Source organism: Streptomyces sp. NPDC101227 (assembly GCF_044767545.1).
GTDB lineage: Bacteria > Actinomycetota > Actinomycetes > Streptomycetales > Streptomycetaceae > Streptomyces.
This window is the reverse complement of record NZ_JBIWOD010000001.1, coordinates 525,843-541,862: the sequence shown is the minus strand read 5'-3', so window position 1 is coordinate 541,862 and position 16,020 is coordinate 525,843. Positions and strand designations below refer to the sequence as shown.

Here is a 16,020-nt window from a genome sequence, read left to right as displayed (position 1 = left end):
GCGGCGCTCCCGCGTATGACCGCCTCGTTTCCGGGGAGTTCCTGCGGTGGGGTGACAGGCGGAGGGGTGACGAGCCGCGGGGTGCCAGGGCGCGCGGCGACAGGCGCCTCGACGTCCCACAGCCGTCGGCTACGGCGCACGGTGCTCACCGGCCGTGCCCCGCGCCTACCACTTCAGCCCCATACGGCACCCGGCGCTACCCGGGGACCCCGCGGTCCCGGCCGGTCGGTAACGATCCGCCGGACACGGGCGGGGCCGCACCGGCCACAGACGCCCACCGTCCTCAGATGCCCGCGCTCCCCCGCACCGCGCGCGCTCGTCATCGAGTGCCGCCATCCGGTCAACGGCGTACCGTCGGCACTGTCCCAGGTGAAGCGTCATGACGTGAGGAGCGGATCGTTTTCCTCTGTGCCGGCCGGTCGCGGTACGGGGCTCGGTGCCGGTCTCGGTACGGGGCTCGGTACGGCGCCGCGGCGGGTCGCGAAGTGGCAGGTCGCAGTGGTCTCGATGTCCCGACGGCAGCTGTGTGAAGGTGCGAGATGAGCGGCGGGGCCGACTCCGATCCCGTGGACCGGGCATTGCTCCGGGCGGTGCTGGGGGCCGGGGCCTCCGCCTGCGGGCTCTATGTTCTGGCGGCCGACGAGCCCGTGCTCCAGCTGACGGCCATGAGCGGCCTGCCGGCGCCGCTCCTGGAGCCCTGGGGCCGTGTCGCCCTGGCGGCCCCGATCCCGGTGGCCGTTGCGGCGCGCCGGCAACGCCTGGTGTGGACCGCCGGCCATCAGCAGCTGGCGCGTGACTTCCCCCGTACGGCGGTGGCCGTGCCCTACGACTTCGCGCTGGCGGCGGCGCCGGTCGGCGAGGGGGCCGGGTGCCGGGGCGCCTTGCTGCTGCTGTGGCCGGCCGGTCATGCGCCGCAGCTCTCGGCGGACGAGCGCGAGGCGGTGGCGGAGGGCTGCCGGCACCTGGCGGCGGTGCTGGACGAGAGGCCGCGGGCGGGAGGCGGCCCGCCGGCGACCGGTGGACCGCGCGTACTGATGCCACCACCCGCGCGGAGCGTGGGCCCCGAGGAGGCACTGGCGGCGGTCGACTACGTGGAGCGGCTGCCCGGCGGCTGCTGCGCGCTCGACCTCGACGGACGCATCACCATGGTCACGACGGGTGCGGCGGACCTGCTCGGCGAGGAGGAGAGCCGTCTGGTCGGAGCGCGCCCCTGGGAGAGTCTGCCGTGGCTGCGCAATCCGGTTTTCGAGGACCGCTACCGCGCCGCGGTGATCGGCCGGCGGCCGATGTCCTTCACCGCTTGCCGCCCGCCGAACCGGTGGCTCACCTTCCGCCTCTTCCCGGACGGCCGGGGCCTGAGCGTATGGATCAGTCCCTCGGACAGGGATCCCGGCACCATGGCGCCCACCCCCGCGGAGGGCGAGGTCATGCCCGTGCGGGCCGGGCACATCTATCACGTCCTGCATCTGGCGGCCGCGCTGACGGAGGCCGTGGGGGCGCGGGACGTCGTCGACCTCGTGGCCGACCAGATCGTGCCGGCCTTCGGCGCCCAGGGCGTGATCATGTACGCGGCGGAGGGCGGACGGCTGCGGACCCTGGGCCACCGGGGGTACACCGCCGAGGCCGTCGCAGCGTTCGAAGGGGTCGCCCTCAGCGCGGCCAACAGCCCCGCCGTGCACGCCCTCGCCACCGGGGAGCCCCGCTTCCACTCCACCCCGGAGGAGATCGAACGGCTCTACCCCGGCCTGCCGCGCCTGACGGGCAAGGCGGCGCGGGCCGTACTGCCGCTGATCGTCTCCGGCCGCCCGGTCGGCTGCTGCATCCTCGCGTACACCCGCCCCCGCATCTTCAGCCCCGAGGAGCGGCAGGTCCTGACGTCGCTGGCCGGGCTGATCGCCCAGGCGCTGGACCGTGCCCGGCTGTACGACACCAAGCAGCAGCTCGCCCATGACCTACAGGCCGGTCTGCTGCCGCACCGGCTGCCCGCCGTACCCGGTCTCGCCGTCGCCGCCCGCTATCTGCCGTCCACCCGCGGGATGGACATCGGCGGCGACTTCTACGACCTGATCCGCCTCGACGAGGGCAGTGTCGCCGCGGTCATCGGGGATGTGCAGGGTCACAACGCGGCGGCCGCCGCCCTCATGGGGCAGGCCCGTACGGCCGTGCACGCCCATGCGTCCGCCGGTGCCTCCCCCGGCGAGGTCCTGGCCCGTACGAACCGGCTGCTGACCGATCTGGACCCGGACCTGTTCACCAGCTGTCTGTACGTCCATATAGACGTCCGCACACGACGGGCATGCCTCGCCAGCGCCGGCCATCCGCCCCCTCTGCTGCGTCGCGCGGGCCGGCCCACCACCGTGGTGAACGTCCCACCGGGTCTGCTTCTGGGCATCGATCCCGACGCCCGCTACTCCGCCACGGAGATCGAGCTGCCCGCGGATTCGGTGCTGGCGCTCTACACCGATGGCCTGGTCGAAACGCCGGGCGTCGACCTCGACCGTTCCGTCGCCAACCTCGCCAGGCGCCTTGACGAGGCGCTGCACCTGGGGCCGGACCGCCTCGCCGACGCCCTGCTGAAGAACCGCCACGCGGAGGCGGACCGGCAGGACGATGTGGCGCTGATGCTCCTGGCCGCGGAGCCGACCCGGCCCACCGGGCCGATCGCGCCGGGCTGACATCGTCAGCGCCGCGGCGCGGGCGGGTCAGGCCGCCGCATCCGGCCCGGCTACGCCGGTGCCGCGCGGGCCCGGGTCGCGGTGGATCGGTGTCCGCGAGCCGGTCAGCGGCAGGCCGGTACCGCCCTGCCGCGCCGCGACGATCTCCGCCGCGATGGACAGGGCGGTCTCTTCGGGCGTACGGGCGCCGAGGTCGAGGCCGATCGGCGAGCGGAGCCGGGCCAGTTCGCGTTCGGTGACGCCGGCTTCGCGGAGTCTGCGGTTGCGGTCCGCGTGGGTGCGGCGCGAGCCCATGGCGCCGATGAACGCGACCGGCAGCCGCAGCGCCGCCTCCAACAGGGGGATGTCGAACTTGGCGTCATGGGTGAGCACGCACAGGACCGTGCGGCCGTCGGTCTCGGTGCGCTGGAGGTAGCGGTGCGGCCATTCGACGACGATGTCGTCGGCCTCGGGAAAGCGGGCCCGCGTGGCGAAGACGGGGCGGGCGTCGCACACGGTCACGTGGTAACCGAGGAACTTGCCCGTACGCGCCAGCGCCGCCGTGAAGTCGACCGCCCCGAAAATGATCATGCGGGGCGGCGGCACGCTCGACTCGACGAACAGCGTCAGCGCGGCCTCGCAGCGCGAGCCGTCCGCGGAGATGTCGAACGTGCCCGTGCGCCCCGCGTCCAGCATGGCGCGGGACTCGCCCGCCGCCGTGCGATCCAGCTCCCGGTGCCCGCCGAGTCCGCCTTCGTACGTGCCGTCGGGGTGGACGAGCAGCGCCCTGCCGAGCAGTTCGGCCGGGCCGCGGGCCACCCGGACGAGGGCGGCCGCGGCGCCGCGGGCGGCGGCCGCCAGCGCCGCCGCGAACGCCTTGCGGCCCGGTGCGTCCGCGCGCATCGGCGTGACCAGGACCTCGATGACCCCGCCGCAGGTCAGACCCACGGCGAAGGCGTCCTCGGCGCTGTAGCCGAAGCGTTCGAGGACCGTTGTCCCGTCCTGGAGCGCCTGGGCGCACAGCTCGTACACCGCGCCTTCCACGCAGCCGCCGGAGACCGAGCCGATGGCCGTGCCCTCGCTGTCGACGGCGAGGGCGGCGCCGGGGCTGCGCGGGGCGCTGCCGCCGACGGCCACGACGGTGGCGACGGCGAAGTCCCGGCCCTGCTCGACCCATCGGTGCAGTTCATCGGCGATGTCCAGCATCTTGGTCTCCTCCTCGTTCGTGGGCCGGCGGTGCCGCGGCGGCAGGGCGGACTGGCGGGCTCAGCCGGCCGCGCCGCCCGCCAGAAGGACGCGGTCGGGCCGGATCGGCAGGTTCCGGTGGCGTACGCCGGTCGCGTGCCAGACCGCGTTGGCGATCGCCGCCGCGGCTCCCACGATCCCGATCTCGCCGATCCCCTTGATGCCGACCGGGTCGTCCTCGTCCGGGTCGTCCACCCAGTCCGCCTCGATGAGCGGTACGTCGGCGTTCGCGGCGAAGTGATAGCCCGCGAGGTCCGCGCCGACATGGGCGCCCGACGCCTGGTCCCGGATCGCCTCCTCGTGCAGCGCCATGGAAAGGCCCCAGATCATGCCGCCGATGAACTGGCTCCGGGCGGTGAGCGGGTTGATGATCCGGCCCGTGGCGAAGATGCCGAGCATCCGCCGCACGCGGACCTCGCCGCTGGTGACGTCGACGGCGACCTCGGCGAACTGCGCCCCGTAGGAGTGCCGTTCCTTCTTCGTCAGCGTGCCGAGGAGCGGGGTGGTGTCCGACCGCGCGGTGATTCCCTGCGGCGGAATGTCGCCGCCCAGGGCCAGCTGCTCCCGCAGATCGCGCACGGCGGCCGTGACCGCCCAGCCCCAGGAGCGGGTGCCCATCGAGCCGCCGGCGATCATCGCCGGGCCGAAGTCGCTGTCGGCGATGCGGACATGGACGCGTTCCGGTGCCACTTCGAGGGCGTCCGCGGCGATCAGGGTGAGCGCGGTCCGCGCCCCCGTGCCGACGTCCGCGGCGGTGATCCGCACGGTGAACGTGCCGTCGGCCTCCGCCGTCACGGCAGCCGTGGCCGGGCCGACGAGCACCGGGAAGGTGGCCGTGGCGACCCCGGTCCCGAGCAGCCAGCGCCCTTCGCGGCGCAGGCCGGGACGCGGGTCCCGCTCCGCCCAGCCGAACCTGCGGGCGCCCTCCTCGAAGCAGGCCGGCAGGTTGCGGCTGCTGAACGGCAGCCCGGAGACGGGCCCCACATCGGGTTCGTTGCGTGCCCGCAGCGCGATCGGGTCGATGCCGCACTTCTCGGCGAGCTCGTCGAGCGCGGACTCGAGGGCGAACGAGCCGGGCGCCTCACCGGGCGCGCGCACGAAGGTCGGCGTGGGCACGTCGAGGCGGACGACGCGGTTGACGGTGTGGTGCGCGTCGGCGTCGTACAGGGGGCGCGCGAACCCGGCGCTCTGCTCGACGAATTCATGGACGGTCGAGGTGAGGCTCTGCGCCTGGTGGTCGAGGGCGCGCAGCCGCCCGTCGGCGTCGGCCCCGAGCCGGACGCGCTGCGCCGTGGGGCTGCGGTAGCCGACCAGCGAGAACGTCTGACGGCGGGTCAGTACGACCCGGACGGGGCGGTGGAGGACGGTCGCCGCCATCACGGCGAGGATCTGGTGCACCCGCAGGCCCTTGGCCCCGAAGGCGCCGCCGACGTGTTCGGAGCGCACCCGCACCGAGGCCGGGTCGAGGGAGAACAGCTTCGCCAGTTCGTCCGCGACCCAGGTGCTGCCCTGGTTGGAGTCGACGACTTCGAGGCGGCCGCTGTCCCAGCGCGCCATCGCGGCGTGCGGTTCCATCGCGCAGTGGTGCTCTTCGGGCGTGGTGTACTCGGCGTCCACGACATGGGCGGACGCGGCGAGTTCGGCCTCCAGGGCACCCTTCTCCACGCGCATGCCGTCGGCCTCCGGTACGTACGTTCCGGGGCGTCCGGCGGCGAACGCGACGTCGTGCGGCTCCTGGTCGTAGTGGACCACCAGCGCCTCGGCGGCCTCCCTGGCCTGCTCGGACGTCTCGGCGACGATCAGCGCCACCGGCCAGCCGACGAACGGCACCCGGTCGTGCTGGAAGACCTCGACGATCGGGTCGGGGCGCCCCAGCAGGCCCTGGTAGTCCCCGTCGACGCGCGGTGCGTTGCCGTGGTGCAGTACGGCGAGGACGCCGGGCATCTCCAGTACGGGGGCGGACTCCACGGAGCGGATCCGGCCGCGGGCGATGGTGGACAGCACCAGCCAGCCGTGGGCGAGGTCGGCGAAGGGGATCTCGCCGGCGTAGCGGGCCGCGCCGGTGACCTTGGCCAGCCCCTCGATACGGGTGTGCGCCGTGCCGACGGCCCCCGTCACGGGGGCGGTTCCCGTTGTCGCCGTGGTCATCGGGCGGCCTCCTCGGTGAGCTCGGTCAGCATTGCTATGACGAGGTTGCGCATCAGCGCCACCTTGTATCCGTTGTGGGGCAGCGCCTCGGCGGCCGCCAGTTCGGCGTCCGCGGCGGCGGCGAACGCCTCGGCGCTCGCCGGTCCCCCGGTCAGCACCCGCTCGGCTTCCCGGGCCCGCCACGGCCGGGAGGCGACCGCCCCGAAGGCGAGGCGTACCTCGCGCACGACGCCGTCCCGGACGTCGAGGGCGGCGGCGATCGAGCCGATGGCGAAGGCGTACGAGGCGCGCTCGCGCACCTTGCGGTAGCGGGAGGTGGCGGCGACCGGGGCCGGCGGCAGGGTGATGCCGGTGATCAGCGCGCCGGGCGGCAGCGCGGTCTCCAGGTGCGGGGTGTCGCCCACCGGCAGATAGAACTCCGCAAGCGGCAACTCGCCCGCCCCGTCCGCCGTTTCGTACGTGACGACGGCGTCGAAGGCGGCCAGCGCCACCCCCATGTCCGAGGGGTGGGTGGCCACACAGTGCTCGGAGGCGCCGAGGATCGCGTGGTTGTGGTGCTCGCCCTCGATGGCGGGGCAGCCGCTGCCGGGTTCGCGCTTGTTGCACGGCTTGGTCAGGTCGGCGAAGTAGCCACAGCGCGTGCGCTGGAGCAGATTTCCGCCGACCGTGGCCATATTGCGCAGCTGACCCGATGCGCCGGCGAGGACTGCCTGCGCCAACGCCGGGTAGCGGCGCCGTACTTCGGGATGGGCGGCGAGATCGCTGTTGCTGACCGTGGCGCCGATGCGCAGCCCGCCGTCGCCGGTGGTCTCGATCCGGTCCAGGGGGAGTTCCCGCACGTCGATGAGCAGCGCCGGCCGCTCCACCCCGGCCTTCATCAGGTCGACGAGATTCGTGCCGCCGCCGAGAAAGCGCGCCTCGGGGTCGGCGCCCAGCAGGGCGACCGCGCCGGGAACGTCGAACACTCGCTGATAGCCGAATTCCCTCATGCCGCGTTCACCTCGGTGTTCTCCCCAGCCTTCTCCTGCGCGGGCTCGGCCTGCGCCGCCCGCGCGACGGCCTGCACGATCGACACATACGCGCCACAGCGGCACAGGTTGCCGCTCATCCGCTCCCGGATCTCGTCCGCGGTCAGCGGCGGCACTCCCGCGTCGGGCCGCACATCGGCGGTGGCGGCGCTCGGCCAGCCCGCCGCGTGCTCCTCGATCACCGCAATGGCCGAACAGATCTGCCCCGGTGTGCAATAACCGCACTGGTATCCGTCGAGATCGAGGAATGCCTGCTGCACCGGGTGCAGCTGGTCGCCGTCCGCGACGCCCTCGATGGTGGTGATCTCACGCCCCTCGGCGGCCACCGCGAGCTGGAGGCAGGAGACGGTTCGGCGGCCGTCGAGCAGCACCGTGCAGGCGCCGCACTGGCCTTGGTCGCAGCCCTTTTTGGTGCCGGTCAGATCGAGACGCTCGCGGAGCGCGTCGAGCAGGGTGGTGCGGTGGTCGACGGGCAGCGTGTGCTTCTCGCCGTTGATGTGCAAGGTGATGGCGCTGGACGTCGATAGGGCCATGATCAGCCTTCTTTCGCGTATGTGGTGCGCGGCGGGCGGCGGGGCGCAAGCCGGATGCCGGTGTGGTCGCACCGGGAAGTCGAGCGAGGTCTGTCACGCGCGGGCGCGCGGCCGAGCGGGACGATCCCGGCAGCGGGATCGGAAAGAGGTGGCGCTGTGCGTGAGGGCGTCAGCTTGGGCGCCGACGGCGTATGCGGTGGGTGAGATGCCGGTTGCGGTGGCCACCGGCGGTCCCCACCGGCCGCATCTGCCGCTATGGTGAGCCTAAGCGGACAACTGTCCGTTAGCGTGAACCTACCGGACAGTTGTCCGGTTAGCAACATCGGGCCGGCCCTGACCCCCGGAAAGCGGGCCGCGATGTCCGGAAGGAGGACGAGTGCAGCAGAGGAAAGACGCGCCACTGCGCTCGGACGCGCAACGGAATCGCGAGCGCATCCTGGAAGTGGCCCTGGCGGAGCTGACGGACTCGGCCGATGCCCCGCTGAGCACGATCGCGAGGAAGGCGGGCGTCGGCCAGGGGACGTTCTACCGCCACTTCCCCAACCGCGAGTCGCTGGTCCTGGAGGTCTACTGCCACGAGGTCCGGCAGGTCTCCGACGCCGCGGCCCAGCTGCTGGAGACCCGCGCGCCCGACCGGGCCCTGCGGGAGTGGATGGACCGCCTCGCCCGGTACGCCATGGCCAAGGCCGGCCTCGCCGACGCGATGCGCAAGGCCACCATCACCCACGGCAGCCTGGCCAAATGGGGCCGCGGCCCGCTGACCTCGGCCGTCGCGCTGCTCCTGAAGGCGAACGAGGAGGCCGGCACCATCCGCCCGGGAGTGACCCCCGACGACTTCATGCTCGCCATCGCGGGCCTCTGGCAGATCGACCCGCACGGGGAGTGGGAGACGCGCACCGGACGCCTCCTGGACCTCGTCATGGACGGCCTGCGCGCCGGCGCCCCCGGCCCCTGAGCGCCGCGGCCGCCGCTCAGCTCCGCTCGCTCCCGTCCGTGGCCCAGCTCGGCGTGCGGAAGGTGCCGCCGTACATCGGGAGCGCTATCCCCTCTCCGTAGCGGGCGAGTTGATCCCAGGGCCGGTTGATCCCGGCGGAGCCGTAGCGGCGGACGCGGGCCACGCTGTCCAGATCCAGTACGTCGACGAGGATCTCCTCGCCGGTGCCGGCCTGCTGGCGGACGATGCCCTCGGGGTCGACGATGACGCTGACGCCGACGCCTGCCGGGTCCGCGGCATTGACGTTGACGACGTAGAGCTGGTTGGTCCAGGCGTTGGCGCGGGCGCACACCAGCTCCATCTCACGGTCGCGGGTCGTGGTCAGGGTGGGCTGGATGACGATCTCGGCTCCGAGCCAGGCGAGCTGGCGCACCGTTTCCGGGAAGGAACCGTCGTAGCAGATGGCCAGGCCGACCCGGCCGGTGCCGGGTATGTCGAAGACCACGAACTCGTTGCCGGGGGTGGCCTTTTCGTAGGGCTGCCAGGGGAAGATCTTGCGGTAGCGCGCGACGATCTCGCCGGCCGGGGAGACGGCGAGGGCGGTGTTGTAGACGTTGCCGTCGTCGGCCCGCTCGAAGAGGCTGCCCGGGACCAGCCAGAGGCCGGTCTCCGTGGCGAGGGCGCAGATCCGGTCGGTGAGCGGGCCCGGGACCGGGACGGCGGCCCGCTCCATCCAGTCGGCGGTCGACTGCAGCAGCGGGCTCTCGGCGGCGAGCAGCAGCTCGGGGACGAGGAGGAGCTGGACGTGGGGGAACAGCGCGTGGGTGGCCCAGACCTGGCCGGCGAAGCGCTGCCAGCTCGCTTCCGGGTCGTGCGCCACCGGTGCGGTCTGGAGGGCGGCGATGGCGAGAGTGTGCATGGGCGGGCTCCGTCCTCGGTAACGGTGACCGGGGCCGCGAGCCGCAGGCCCCCGGTGAGCGATCGCGGTAACAGCGGCCAACAGGAGCACCGCAGCAATCGTCACAGAAGTGCACCTGACCCGCGAGCGCATACCGGCGCGACGCCTTTCCCCGAGGAGGCCATGCACACTCCTGTGACATCCACCACAGGAGGACTCGACGACAACTAAGGTGGATAGTAGATAAACCTCCGGCGGCAAAAGGGATTTGTCCGTCTTGATTGAGAAATAGCCCGCGGGTGCTGGGCTCGCATTCACCCGCCACTGCACCGTTCCCCGCCCATCCGGCACAGAGGGATTTCTGACGGAGCAACAGCGATTCACAAAAGATCCATATTCCCGGCAGCACGCCCGTACACCCCTGACAAGAGCCGTTGGCATCTACGATGCGACTTAGTACTCATCGTTCTTGCCCCGTGCCGAAGCGGTCCCAAGAATGACGACCCCACGGCATCCCCGCAGCTCAGTGAGGTCACGCATGACGAAGCACCGCAGAAAGCGGCAGCACCGGAAAATAACCGTCGCCGCCCTTGCCATAGGCGCCGTCGCCGTGCCCTCCGTCGCCATGGCGTGCTGGAACGGACAGGGGGACGAGGCCGGCCAGGGCCACGCCCGGCGGCAGGGCGCGGCCGCCCGGCACCACCACTGGTCGGGGAAGAGCACCTGGAGCCCGGAGCCGACCGCGACGGCAAAGCAGAAGCCGAAGCCGAAGCCGAAGGCCCCCGCCCCCTCGAAGAGCCCGGCCCCCGTGAAGAGTTCCGCCCCCTCGAAGAGCCCGGCACCCGCGAAGAGTTTCGCCCCCTCCCCAGCTGCATCGCCCTCTGCCTCGAAAACCGCCGCACCGGCTTCCACGTTCGCGACCCGCATTCTGGAACTCGTCAACAGCGAGCGCAGCAAGGCCGGATGCTCACCGCTGACCCTGAATGCCGAACTGACCAAGGCCGCGCAGGCGCACAGCAAGGACATGGCGGACCACAGCAATATGTCCCACACCGGCTCCGACGGTTCGGATCCGGGCGAGCGGATCACCCGGGCCGGATACAGCTGGAGCTCCTACGGCGAGAACATCGCCTATGGCTATTCCACTCCCGAGAGCGTGATGAAGGGCTGGATGGAGAGCCCCGGCCACAAGCGCAACATCCTCGACTGCTCCTTCAAGGAAATCGGCGTCGGCCTCGCGCAGCCCAATGACTACTGGACGCAGGACTTCGGAACGGCGCGCTGACCGGCCGGTTCACCGCTCGCGGAAACCGCTACCCCTGGTCGACCTCGATGACCAGATGACGGGGACCGCGCAGGACCGGGCTGCGCCGGTACGGAGGGGGATCCTCGGTCAGGCGGGGATTGCCCAGGTGCCGGAGCAGCCCGGTCAGCGCGATCTGGGTCTCCAGACGGGCGAGGGGTGCGCCGAAGCAGCTGTGGATGCCGCTGCCGAATCCCAGGTGCTGGTTGTCCTCGCGGGCCGGGTCGAAGCGGTCGGGGTCGCGGAAGCGCTCGGGATCACGGTTGCCGGAGGCGAGCATCAGGATGAGGGGCGCGCCCTTGGGGACGGTGACGCCCGCGACCTCGATGTCGGCCAGCGGGGTGCGCTGCGGCAGCAGCTGGACCGGCGGCTCGTAGCGCAGCAGCTCCTCCACCGCCACGGGCATCAGCGTGGGGTCGCCGCGCAGCCGGTCCAGCTGGTCGGGGTGGCGCAGCAGGGTGAGGACGCCGTTGGTGATCAGGTTGACGGTGGTCTCGTGCCCGGCGATCAGCAGCAGGACCGAGGTGGTCATGATCTCCAGCGGTGTCAGCTGCCCGTCCGTGCCGTCGCCGCTGACGAACGCGGAGAGCATGTCGTCGGCCGGTTTGGCGCGCCGCTTCTCGGCGAGCCCTCCCAGGTACAGTCCCATCGCTTTGCGGGCCTCGGCGCCCGCGCGCTGACGCTCCACCGGATCGTCCCCGGGAGTGGGGTCGAAGCCGGCGACGATCGTGTCGGACCACCCGCGGAACTGCGGTTCGTCCTCGGTCGGTACGCCCAGGAGCCGGCAGATCACGGTGACGGGGAGCGGGTAGGCGAAGTCGTCGACGATGTCGATGCGGTCCCTCCCCCGGAAGCCCGCGATCAGGTCCGTCACGATCCCGGCGATCTCGTCCTGGAGCGCGTCGATGCGGCCCGGGGTGTGCGGCGGGCCGAAGGAGCGCATCGCGAGGCCGCGGAGCCGGTGGTGCTCGGGGTCGTCGAGCCCGATGAAGGACGGCGCCAGGCCTTCCTCGCCACCGAGCGTCTCGTCCGGGACGCTGCGGTTACGGCGGTCCGAGCTGATCCGCGGATCGTGGAGCAGCTCCTCGATCTCGTGGTACGTCCCGACCAGGTAGCTGCCGTCCTCCTGCCGCGCCACCCGCTCCGCTCTCAGCTCGGCGTAGAGCGGATAGGGGTCGGCGCGGTTGGCGTAGTCGGTGATCCGGTGGAACAGGGTGTCCGCAGCCATGGCCGGGCGCTCCTCGCTCTGGAGTGACGGTGTCTCAGCGGGCCGGTCGCACCAGCGTCAGGCGCCGGTCCGGCAGATGACCGGTGAGGGCGACGGTCGGGCCGTGCGAAAGCAGGTGCGGGTCCGGTACGTCGGAGGGGACGGGGACCGCGGACTCGGCCTGGTCGGCGGCTCCCGGCGCGGGCGGGAAGGGCGCCGCCGTCTCGATCAGGCGCCGGTAGTACTCCAGTGACCTGGCCATGTTGACGCTCACCGCCGCGGTGACCCGCCCCTGGTAGCCGTAGACGGCCACCAGCCTGGCCGCCCGGAGCGAGCCCTGGGCGATGACCACCTCGTCGGAGAAGGTGGGCACGCCCACGGACTTGATGTTGAGGCCGAACTGGCTGGACCAGAAGGACGGCACGGACAGATGCGGGCGGCGGCGCGGCCCGGGGCTGACCATGTTGTGCGCGGCCACCTCGGCCTGGGCGACCGCGTTGCCCCAGTGCTCCAGGGACAGCAGCTGGTACTCGAAGAGCGGATGCGGGAAGCGGGCCACGTCACCGGCGGCGAAGACATCGTCGGTGACGATCCCGTACATGTCGAAGGCGCGGCACCCCGCGTCGCAGGTCACCCCGCGCGGGCCCGCCGCGAGCTCCGATTCGGCCAGCCACTCGGTGTTGCGGACGGCGCCCAGGGCGACCACGGCGACATCCGCGTCGAGGCGCGTGCCGTCGGAGAACCGCGCGCCGGTCAGTCGCCCGTTGCCCTCCAGGGCGGTGACCGTCACTCCGCAGCGCAGGTCGACGCCGTGCGCCCGCTGCAGCCTCGCGGCGAGCGCGCCGAGCGTCCCGCCGAGGGCGCCGACGAGCGGCGCCGGGCCGCGCTCCGCGACCGTCACCTCAAGGCCGCGCTCGCGGCAGGCGGAGGCGATCTCCGAGCCGGTGAAGCCGGCGCCGATGATCAGCACCCGCCGCGGCCCGGCGTCTAGACGCTCGGCAAGACGGCCCGCATCCTCGCCCGTCCGCAGGGTGAACACCCCGTCCAGGGCGGCCTCGTCCTGATTCGGCCAGGGCCGGGCACGGGTGCCGGTGGCGATCAGCAGCCGGTCGTACGGCACCTGCGACCCGTCGGCGAGAAGGACCCGCTTCCCGGCCGGATCGACCCCGGTGGCACGCACGCCGAGCCGCCATTCGGCGTGCACATCGCGGCGCTGCGGCAGCCCGGTGCGGTCAGCGGGCACCTTGCCGAGCAGCACCTGCTTGGACAGCGGCGGCCGGTCGTACGGGGGCCGGGCTTCCTCCCCGATCAGCGTCAGCGAGCCGGCGAAGCCCTCCGCACGCAGCGTCTCCGCGGCCCGCAGCCCGGCAAGCGAGGCGCCCACGATGACGATCCGGCCGTCGCGCGGTTCACCGCTCACCGGGGCCCGCCTCCTCGCCGACGACGATGGCCTGCACGGGGCATGCCGCCGCGGCCCGGCGTACACGTTCCTGCTGGTTCTCCGGGACGACCGGGCTGTACAACAGGGCCTCCTCGCCGTGCATCGCGAACACCCGCGGAGCGAGGAACGCGCACTGCGCATAGCCCTGGCAGCGATTGAGGTCGACGACGACATTCACCCCGGCCGCTCCTCCGATCTCCCCTCGCCACGCCCCGTCGCCTCCTTCCTATTACCGATCACGGCGCGGCGCAGGCGGTGCTGGTCCGTCGGAGTGCTCACGGGGATCGGGACGGCGAACGGGACGGAGGGCCGGGCCCGTCGGTTGACGGGCCCGGCCCTCCGGTCGGCGGTCGGCGTCGGTCAGACGCGGTCGGCCGCGATCAGGACGTACTGGAAGGAGCCGTCCTTGTACGAGTTGATGAACGCCTCCTCGATGCCGGTGACCAGCGAGGAGGTGGCGCGCAGCTCCCAGTAGGGCAGCGTCGCAGGGGTCAGGTCGATGACCGTCTGCGGTACGAGGCGGTTGTCGGCCATGGCGCGCAGGTACTCGCGGCGGGAGTGGATGTTGCACTCGAAGTGCGCGTTGATCTGGGAGACCCACTTCGAGGGCTGGCCGTAACGCGGGTTCCAGCAGCCGGTGATGGTCACGTAGCGGCCGCCGACCTCGAGGACGCGGGAGTGCTCGGCGAAGAGGTCCTGCAGGTCGACGTACATGCTCGACTCGTTGTTCCACGAGGCCGCGGCCTGCCCCGTGTCGAAGGGCGTGTCGAGCATGTTGCACACGCGGGCGTGGACGTGGTCCCCGATGCCGAGTTCGTGGGCGCGCTGGTTGGCGAAGTCGGCCTGCTTGGCCGACAGGGTGACGCCCTGGACCTTGCAGCCGAATCGCTGGTGGGCCATCACCATCGAACCGCCCCGGCCGCAGCCGGCGTCCATGAGCGTGTCGTCACGCCCGATGGAGCCGAGGTGGTCCAGGAGGACTTCGGCCTGCGCCGACTCCAGGCGGTGGAGCTCGGCGATCAGCCGCTTCTCGTACGCGCTGTCATCGGCGTCCCCGAGGGCGGCGTGGTCGACGTCGCCGATGCCGTAGTGGTGGTGGTAAAGGCCGTCGACGTCGCCGAGGCGCAGGTTCACGGGCCTGGCCTCCTGGTCCCAGTAGCGGGCGATGTCACCCTGGTAGGGCGACGCCGGGGCGGGGACGAACGCGGAAATGCCGTTGACGGTGGTGAGCTCGGTGCTGGTCACAATTAAGTCCTTCCTTACCAGAAATCAGGCAGGCTGTACCGATAGGTGTTGGTCTGGTGCCAGTAGTGGTTGCCGTCGAGCCACACGGCCACTCCCCGCAGGAAGCGCAGCACGCTCGTGACGGGGCAGTCGGCGGCCAGTGCGGCGGATTCGGCTTCGAAGTCGTGCATGAGGTCGTTGTGGACCTCGACCGCCTTCAGATAGGCCTCCTGGTCGGAGATGCCCTCACGTTCGGCGATCACCACGGGCAGGTTCAGGTGCCGGCCGGGGCTCTTGAGTTCCTTGGTGTACGAGTAGAGGTCGTTGACGATGGTGGTGGCGTTGCTCGCGAGCGCGATGACGCGCTGCATGTCGGGGCGGGCGTGCAGGTCCGTCGGCAGTTCGTAGCCGCCGACCGAGTCGGTGAGGGTGGGGCAGGGGCGGAAGTTGTTGAACTGGCGCATCGCCAGGTACTCCCACACCTCGGGCATGTGCTCCGTCTCGGCCCAGGCGGCCTCCGCGAGGTACCCCAGGTGCAGCCGGGCCATGTCGTGCCGGAACCGGTCCGCCTGGGAGGGGGTGGCCAGCTGGAGGAAGTACTCCATGGCGGAGCGGTAGGCCCGCCGAGGGGCGTCCGACTCGAGCGACTCGACCCACGCCGGCGCGTACTCCTTCGTCGTGTGCAGCGGGTCGAGAGCGGTGTGCGCCAGCAGGATGCGGCTGCCGAGTCCGATGGGTGAGCCGCCGTGGTCCTCGCAGTAGCAATCGTCGACCGCGTTCTCGGCGACCATCAGCCGCGCGGCGATCATCACGTGTTCGATGGTGGGAGCGTCCGGATGGCAGGCGACCATGTAGCGGCCGGTGGAGAAGCCGTCGAACTGGTCCTCCCATTCCGGGGGGTACACCTGGGCCTCGTCCACCGCCCATGCCTTGATCCTGCGGCTGACCTCCGCCACCCGCACCGGGTCGGGCTCCGGCACCGGGTGGTAGTAGAGGCCCGGGATCGGCGTGCCCTCCGCCGGCGCCGCAGGCTCGGGAGACACCGGAGGCTCTTCGCGCCAGGCCAGCTGCAGGCCCGCCGTGCCCAGACCACTGGGTCCACGCAGGATCCGTTCCAGAGCGGGGTTGGCCTGCCGGCTCAACGCGGCGGCGCCCTCCCCCAGATGCCCAGCGATCGGGCCGCCATCCGGCACGTCGTCGGGTACGGACGCCTCCACGGGAACGGCCCGTGCGGCGGGGCCGGGGACGGGGACGGAGGGCGGGCCTGGCAAGGCGGGCCGGACGTGGGAATTCCCGGGGTCGGGCATCCGTGGCTCCTTGGTGAGGTGGGTGGGCTGTCCCGGATCCCGGGCGTGCTCGCCCGGCTCGGGAGGGTCCGGGCCGTCGTGGCCCTCGGACGGGGCCT

Annotated in this window: 13 protein-coding genes; 3 read left to right on the top strand and 10 right to left on the bottom strand. The window is 72.1% G+C overall.

The window, feature by feature from the left end:
• Positions 1-539 precede the first annotated feature (539 nt).
• The gene (locus ACIRPT_RS02320; RefSeq protein WP_403820921.1) at positions 540-2,675 is read left to right on the top strand and encodes a SpoIIE family protein phosphatase; all 2,136 of its coding nucleotides are present in this window, start codon (positions 540-542) and stop codon (positions 2,673-2,675) included.
• A gap of 27 nt (positions 2,676-2,702) precedes the next feature.
• Here the strand turns inward: ACIRPT_RS02320 and ACIRPT_RS02315 are convergent, their stop codons facing one another.
• Genes ACIRPT_RS02315 through ACIRPT_RS02300 form a run of 4 tightly spaced genes read right to left on the bottom strand, consistent with a single transcriptional unit; the run spans position 2,703 to position 7,608 of the window.
• Positions 2,703-3,860: an XdhC family protein gene (locus ACIRPT_RS02315; RefSeq protein WP_403820919.1), complete on the bottom strand. Its 1,158-nt coding sequence runs from the start codon at positions 3,858-3,860 to the stop codon at positions 2,703-2,705.
• 60 nt (positions 3,861-3,920) lie between these two features.
• On the bottom strand, positions 3,921-6,047 hold the full coding sequence (locus ACIRPT_RS02310; RefSeq protein WP_403820917.1) for a xanthine dehydrogenase family protein molybdopterin-binding subunit: 2,127 nt from the start codon (positions 6,045-6,047) through the stop codon (positions 3,921-3,923).
• On the bottom strand, positions 6,044-7,036 hold the full coding sequence (locus tag ACIRPT_RS02305; RefSeq protein WP_403820915.1) for an FAD binding domain-containing protein: 993 nt from the start codon (positions 7,034-7,036) through the stop codon (positions 6,044-6,046). The genes ACIRPT_RS02310 and ACIRPT_RS02305 overlap by 4 nt, the downstream gene beginning before the upstream one ends.
• A complete protein-coding gene (locus tag ACIRPT_RS02300; protein ID WP_403820912.1) occupies positions 7,033-7,608 on the bottom strand; it encodes a (2Fe-2S)-binding protein in 576 nt (191 codons plus the stop codon). Before ACIRPT_RS02300 ends, ACIRPT_RS02305 begins: the two co-directional genes overlap by 4 nt.
• Positions 7,609-7,984: 376 nt before the next feature.
• Here ACIRPT_RS02300 and ACIRPT_RS02295 point away from each other — a divergent pair, with 376 nt between their 5' ends.
• Positions 7,985-8,563, top strand: coding sequence for a TetR/AcrR family transcriptional regulator (locus ACIRPT_RS02295; RefSeq protein ID WP_403820910.1), 579 nt, complete (start codon positions 7,985-7,987; stop codon positions 8,561-8,563).
• 16 nt (positions 8,564-8,579) lie between these two features.
• Here ACIRPT_RS02295 and ACIRPT_RS02290 read toward each other — a convergent pair whose 3' ends face one another.
• Positions 8,580-9,461 carry a carbon-nitrogen hydrolase family protein gene (locus tag ACIRPT_RS02290; protein ID WP_403820907.1) on the bottom strand — a complete coding sequence of 294 codons (882 nt, stop codon included), beginning with the start codon at positions 9,459-9,461 and terminating at the stop codon, positions 8,580-8,582.
• A 517-nt stretch (positions 9,462-9,978) separates the two neighbouring features.
• Between ACIRPT_RS02290 and ACIRPT_RS02285 the strand changes: the two genes are divergently transcribed.
• Positions 9,979-10,725 carry a CAP domain-containing protein gene (locus ACIRPT_RS02285; RefSeq protein WP_403820904.1) on the top strand — a complete coding sequence of 249 codons (747 nt, stop codon included), beginning with the start codon at positions 9,979-9,981 and terminating at the stop codon, positions 10,723-10,725.
• Positions 10,726-10,753: 28 nt separating this feature from the next.
• On the opposite strand, the gene ACIRPT_RS02280 is transcribed toward ACIRPT_RS02285, so the two are convergent.
• The 5 genes from ACIRPT_RS02280 to ACIRPT_RS02260 form a co-directional block, all read right to left on the bottom strand.
• Positions 10,754-11,971, bottom strand: a complete 1,218-nt coding sequence (locus ACIRPT_RS02280; RefSeq protein WP_403820902.1) for a cytochrome P450 — start codon at positions 11,969-11,971, stop codon at positions 10,754-10,756.
• A gap of 34 nt (positions 11,972-12,005) precedes the next feature.
• Positions 12,006-13,370 carry an NAD(P)/FAD-dependent oxidoreductase gene (locus tag ACIRPT_RS02275; protein ID WP_403820899.1) on the bottom strand — a complete coding sequence of 455 codons (1,365 nt, stop codon included), beginning with the start codon at positions 13,368-13,370 and terminating at the stop codon, positions 12,006-12,008.
• A complete protein-coding gene (locus ACIRPT_RS02270) occupies positions 13,360-13,569 on the bottom strand; it encodes a ferredoxin (protein ID WP_403820896.1) in 210 nt (69 codons plus the stop codon). Before ACIRPT_RS02270 ends, ACIRPT_RS02275 begins: the two co-directional genes overlap by 11 nt.
• A gap of 182 nt (positions 13,570-13,751) precedes the next feature.
• Positions 13,752-14,636, bottom strand: a complete 885-nt coding sequence (locus ACIRPT_RS02265) for a geranyl diphosphate 2-C-methyltransferase (protein ID WP_403498271.1) — start codon at positions 14,634-14,636, stop codon at positions 13,752-13,754.
• A gap of 14 nt (positions 14,637-14,650) precedes the next feature.
• Positions 14,651-15,922, bottom strand: coding sequence for a family 2 encapsulin nanocompartment cargo protein terpene cyclase (locus ACIRPT_RS02260; protein ID WP_403820893.1), 1,272 nt, complete (start codon positions 15,920-15,922; stop codon positions 14,651-14,653).
• Between the last annotated feature and the right edge of the window lie 98 nt (positions 15,923-16,020).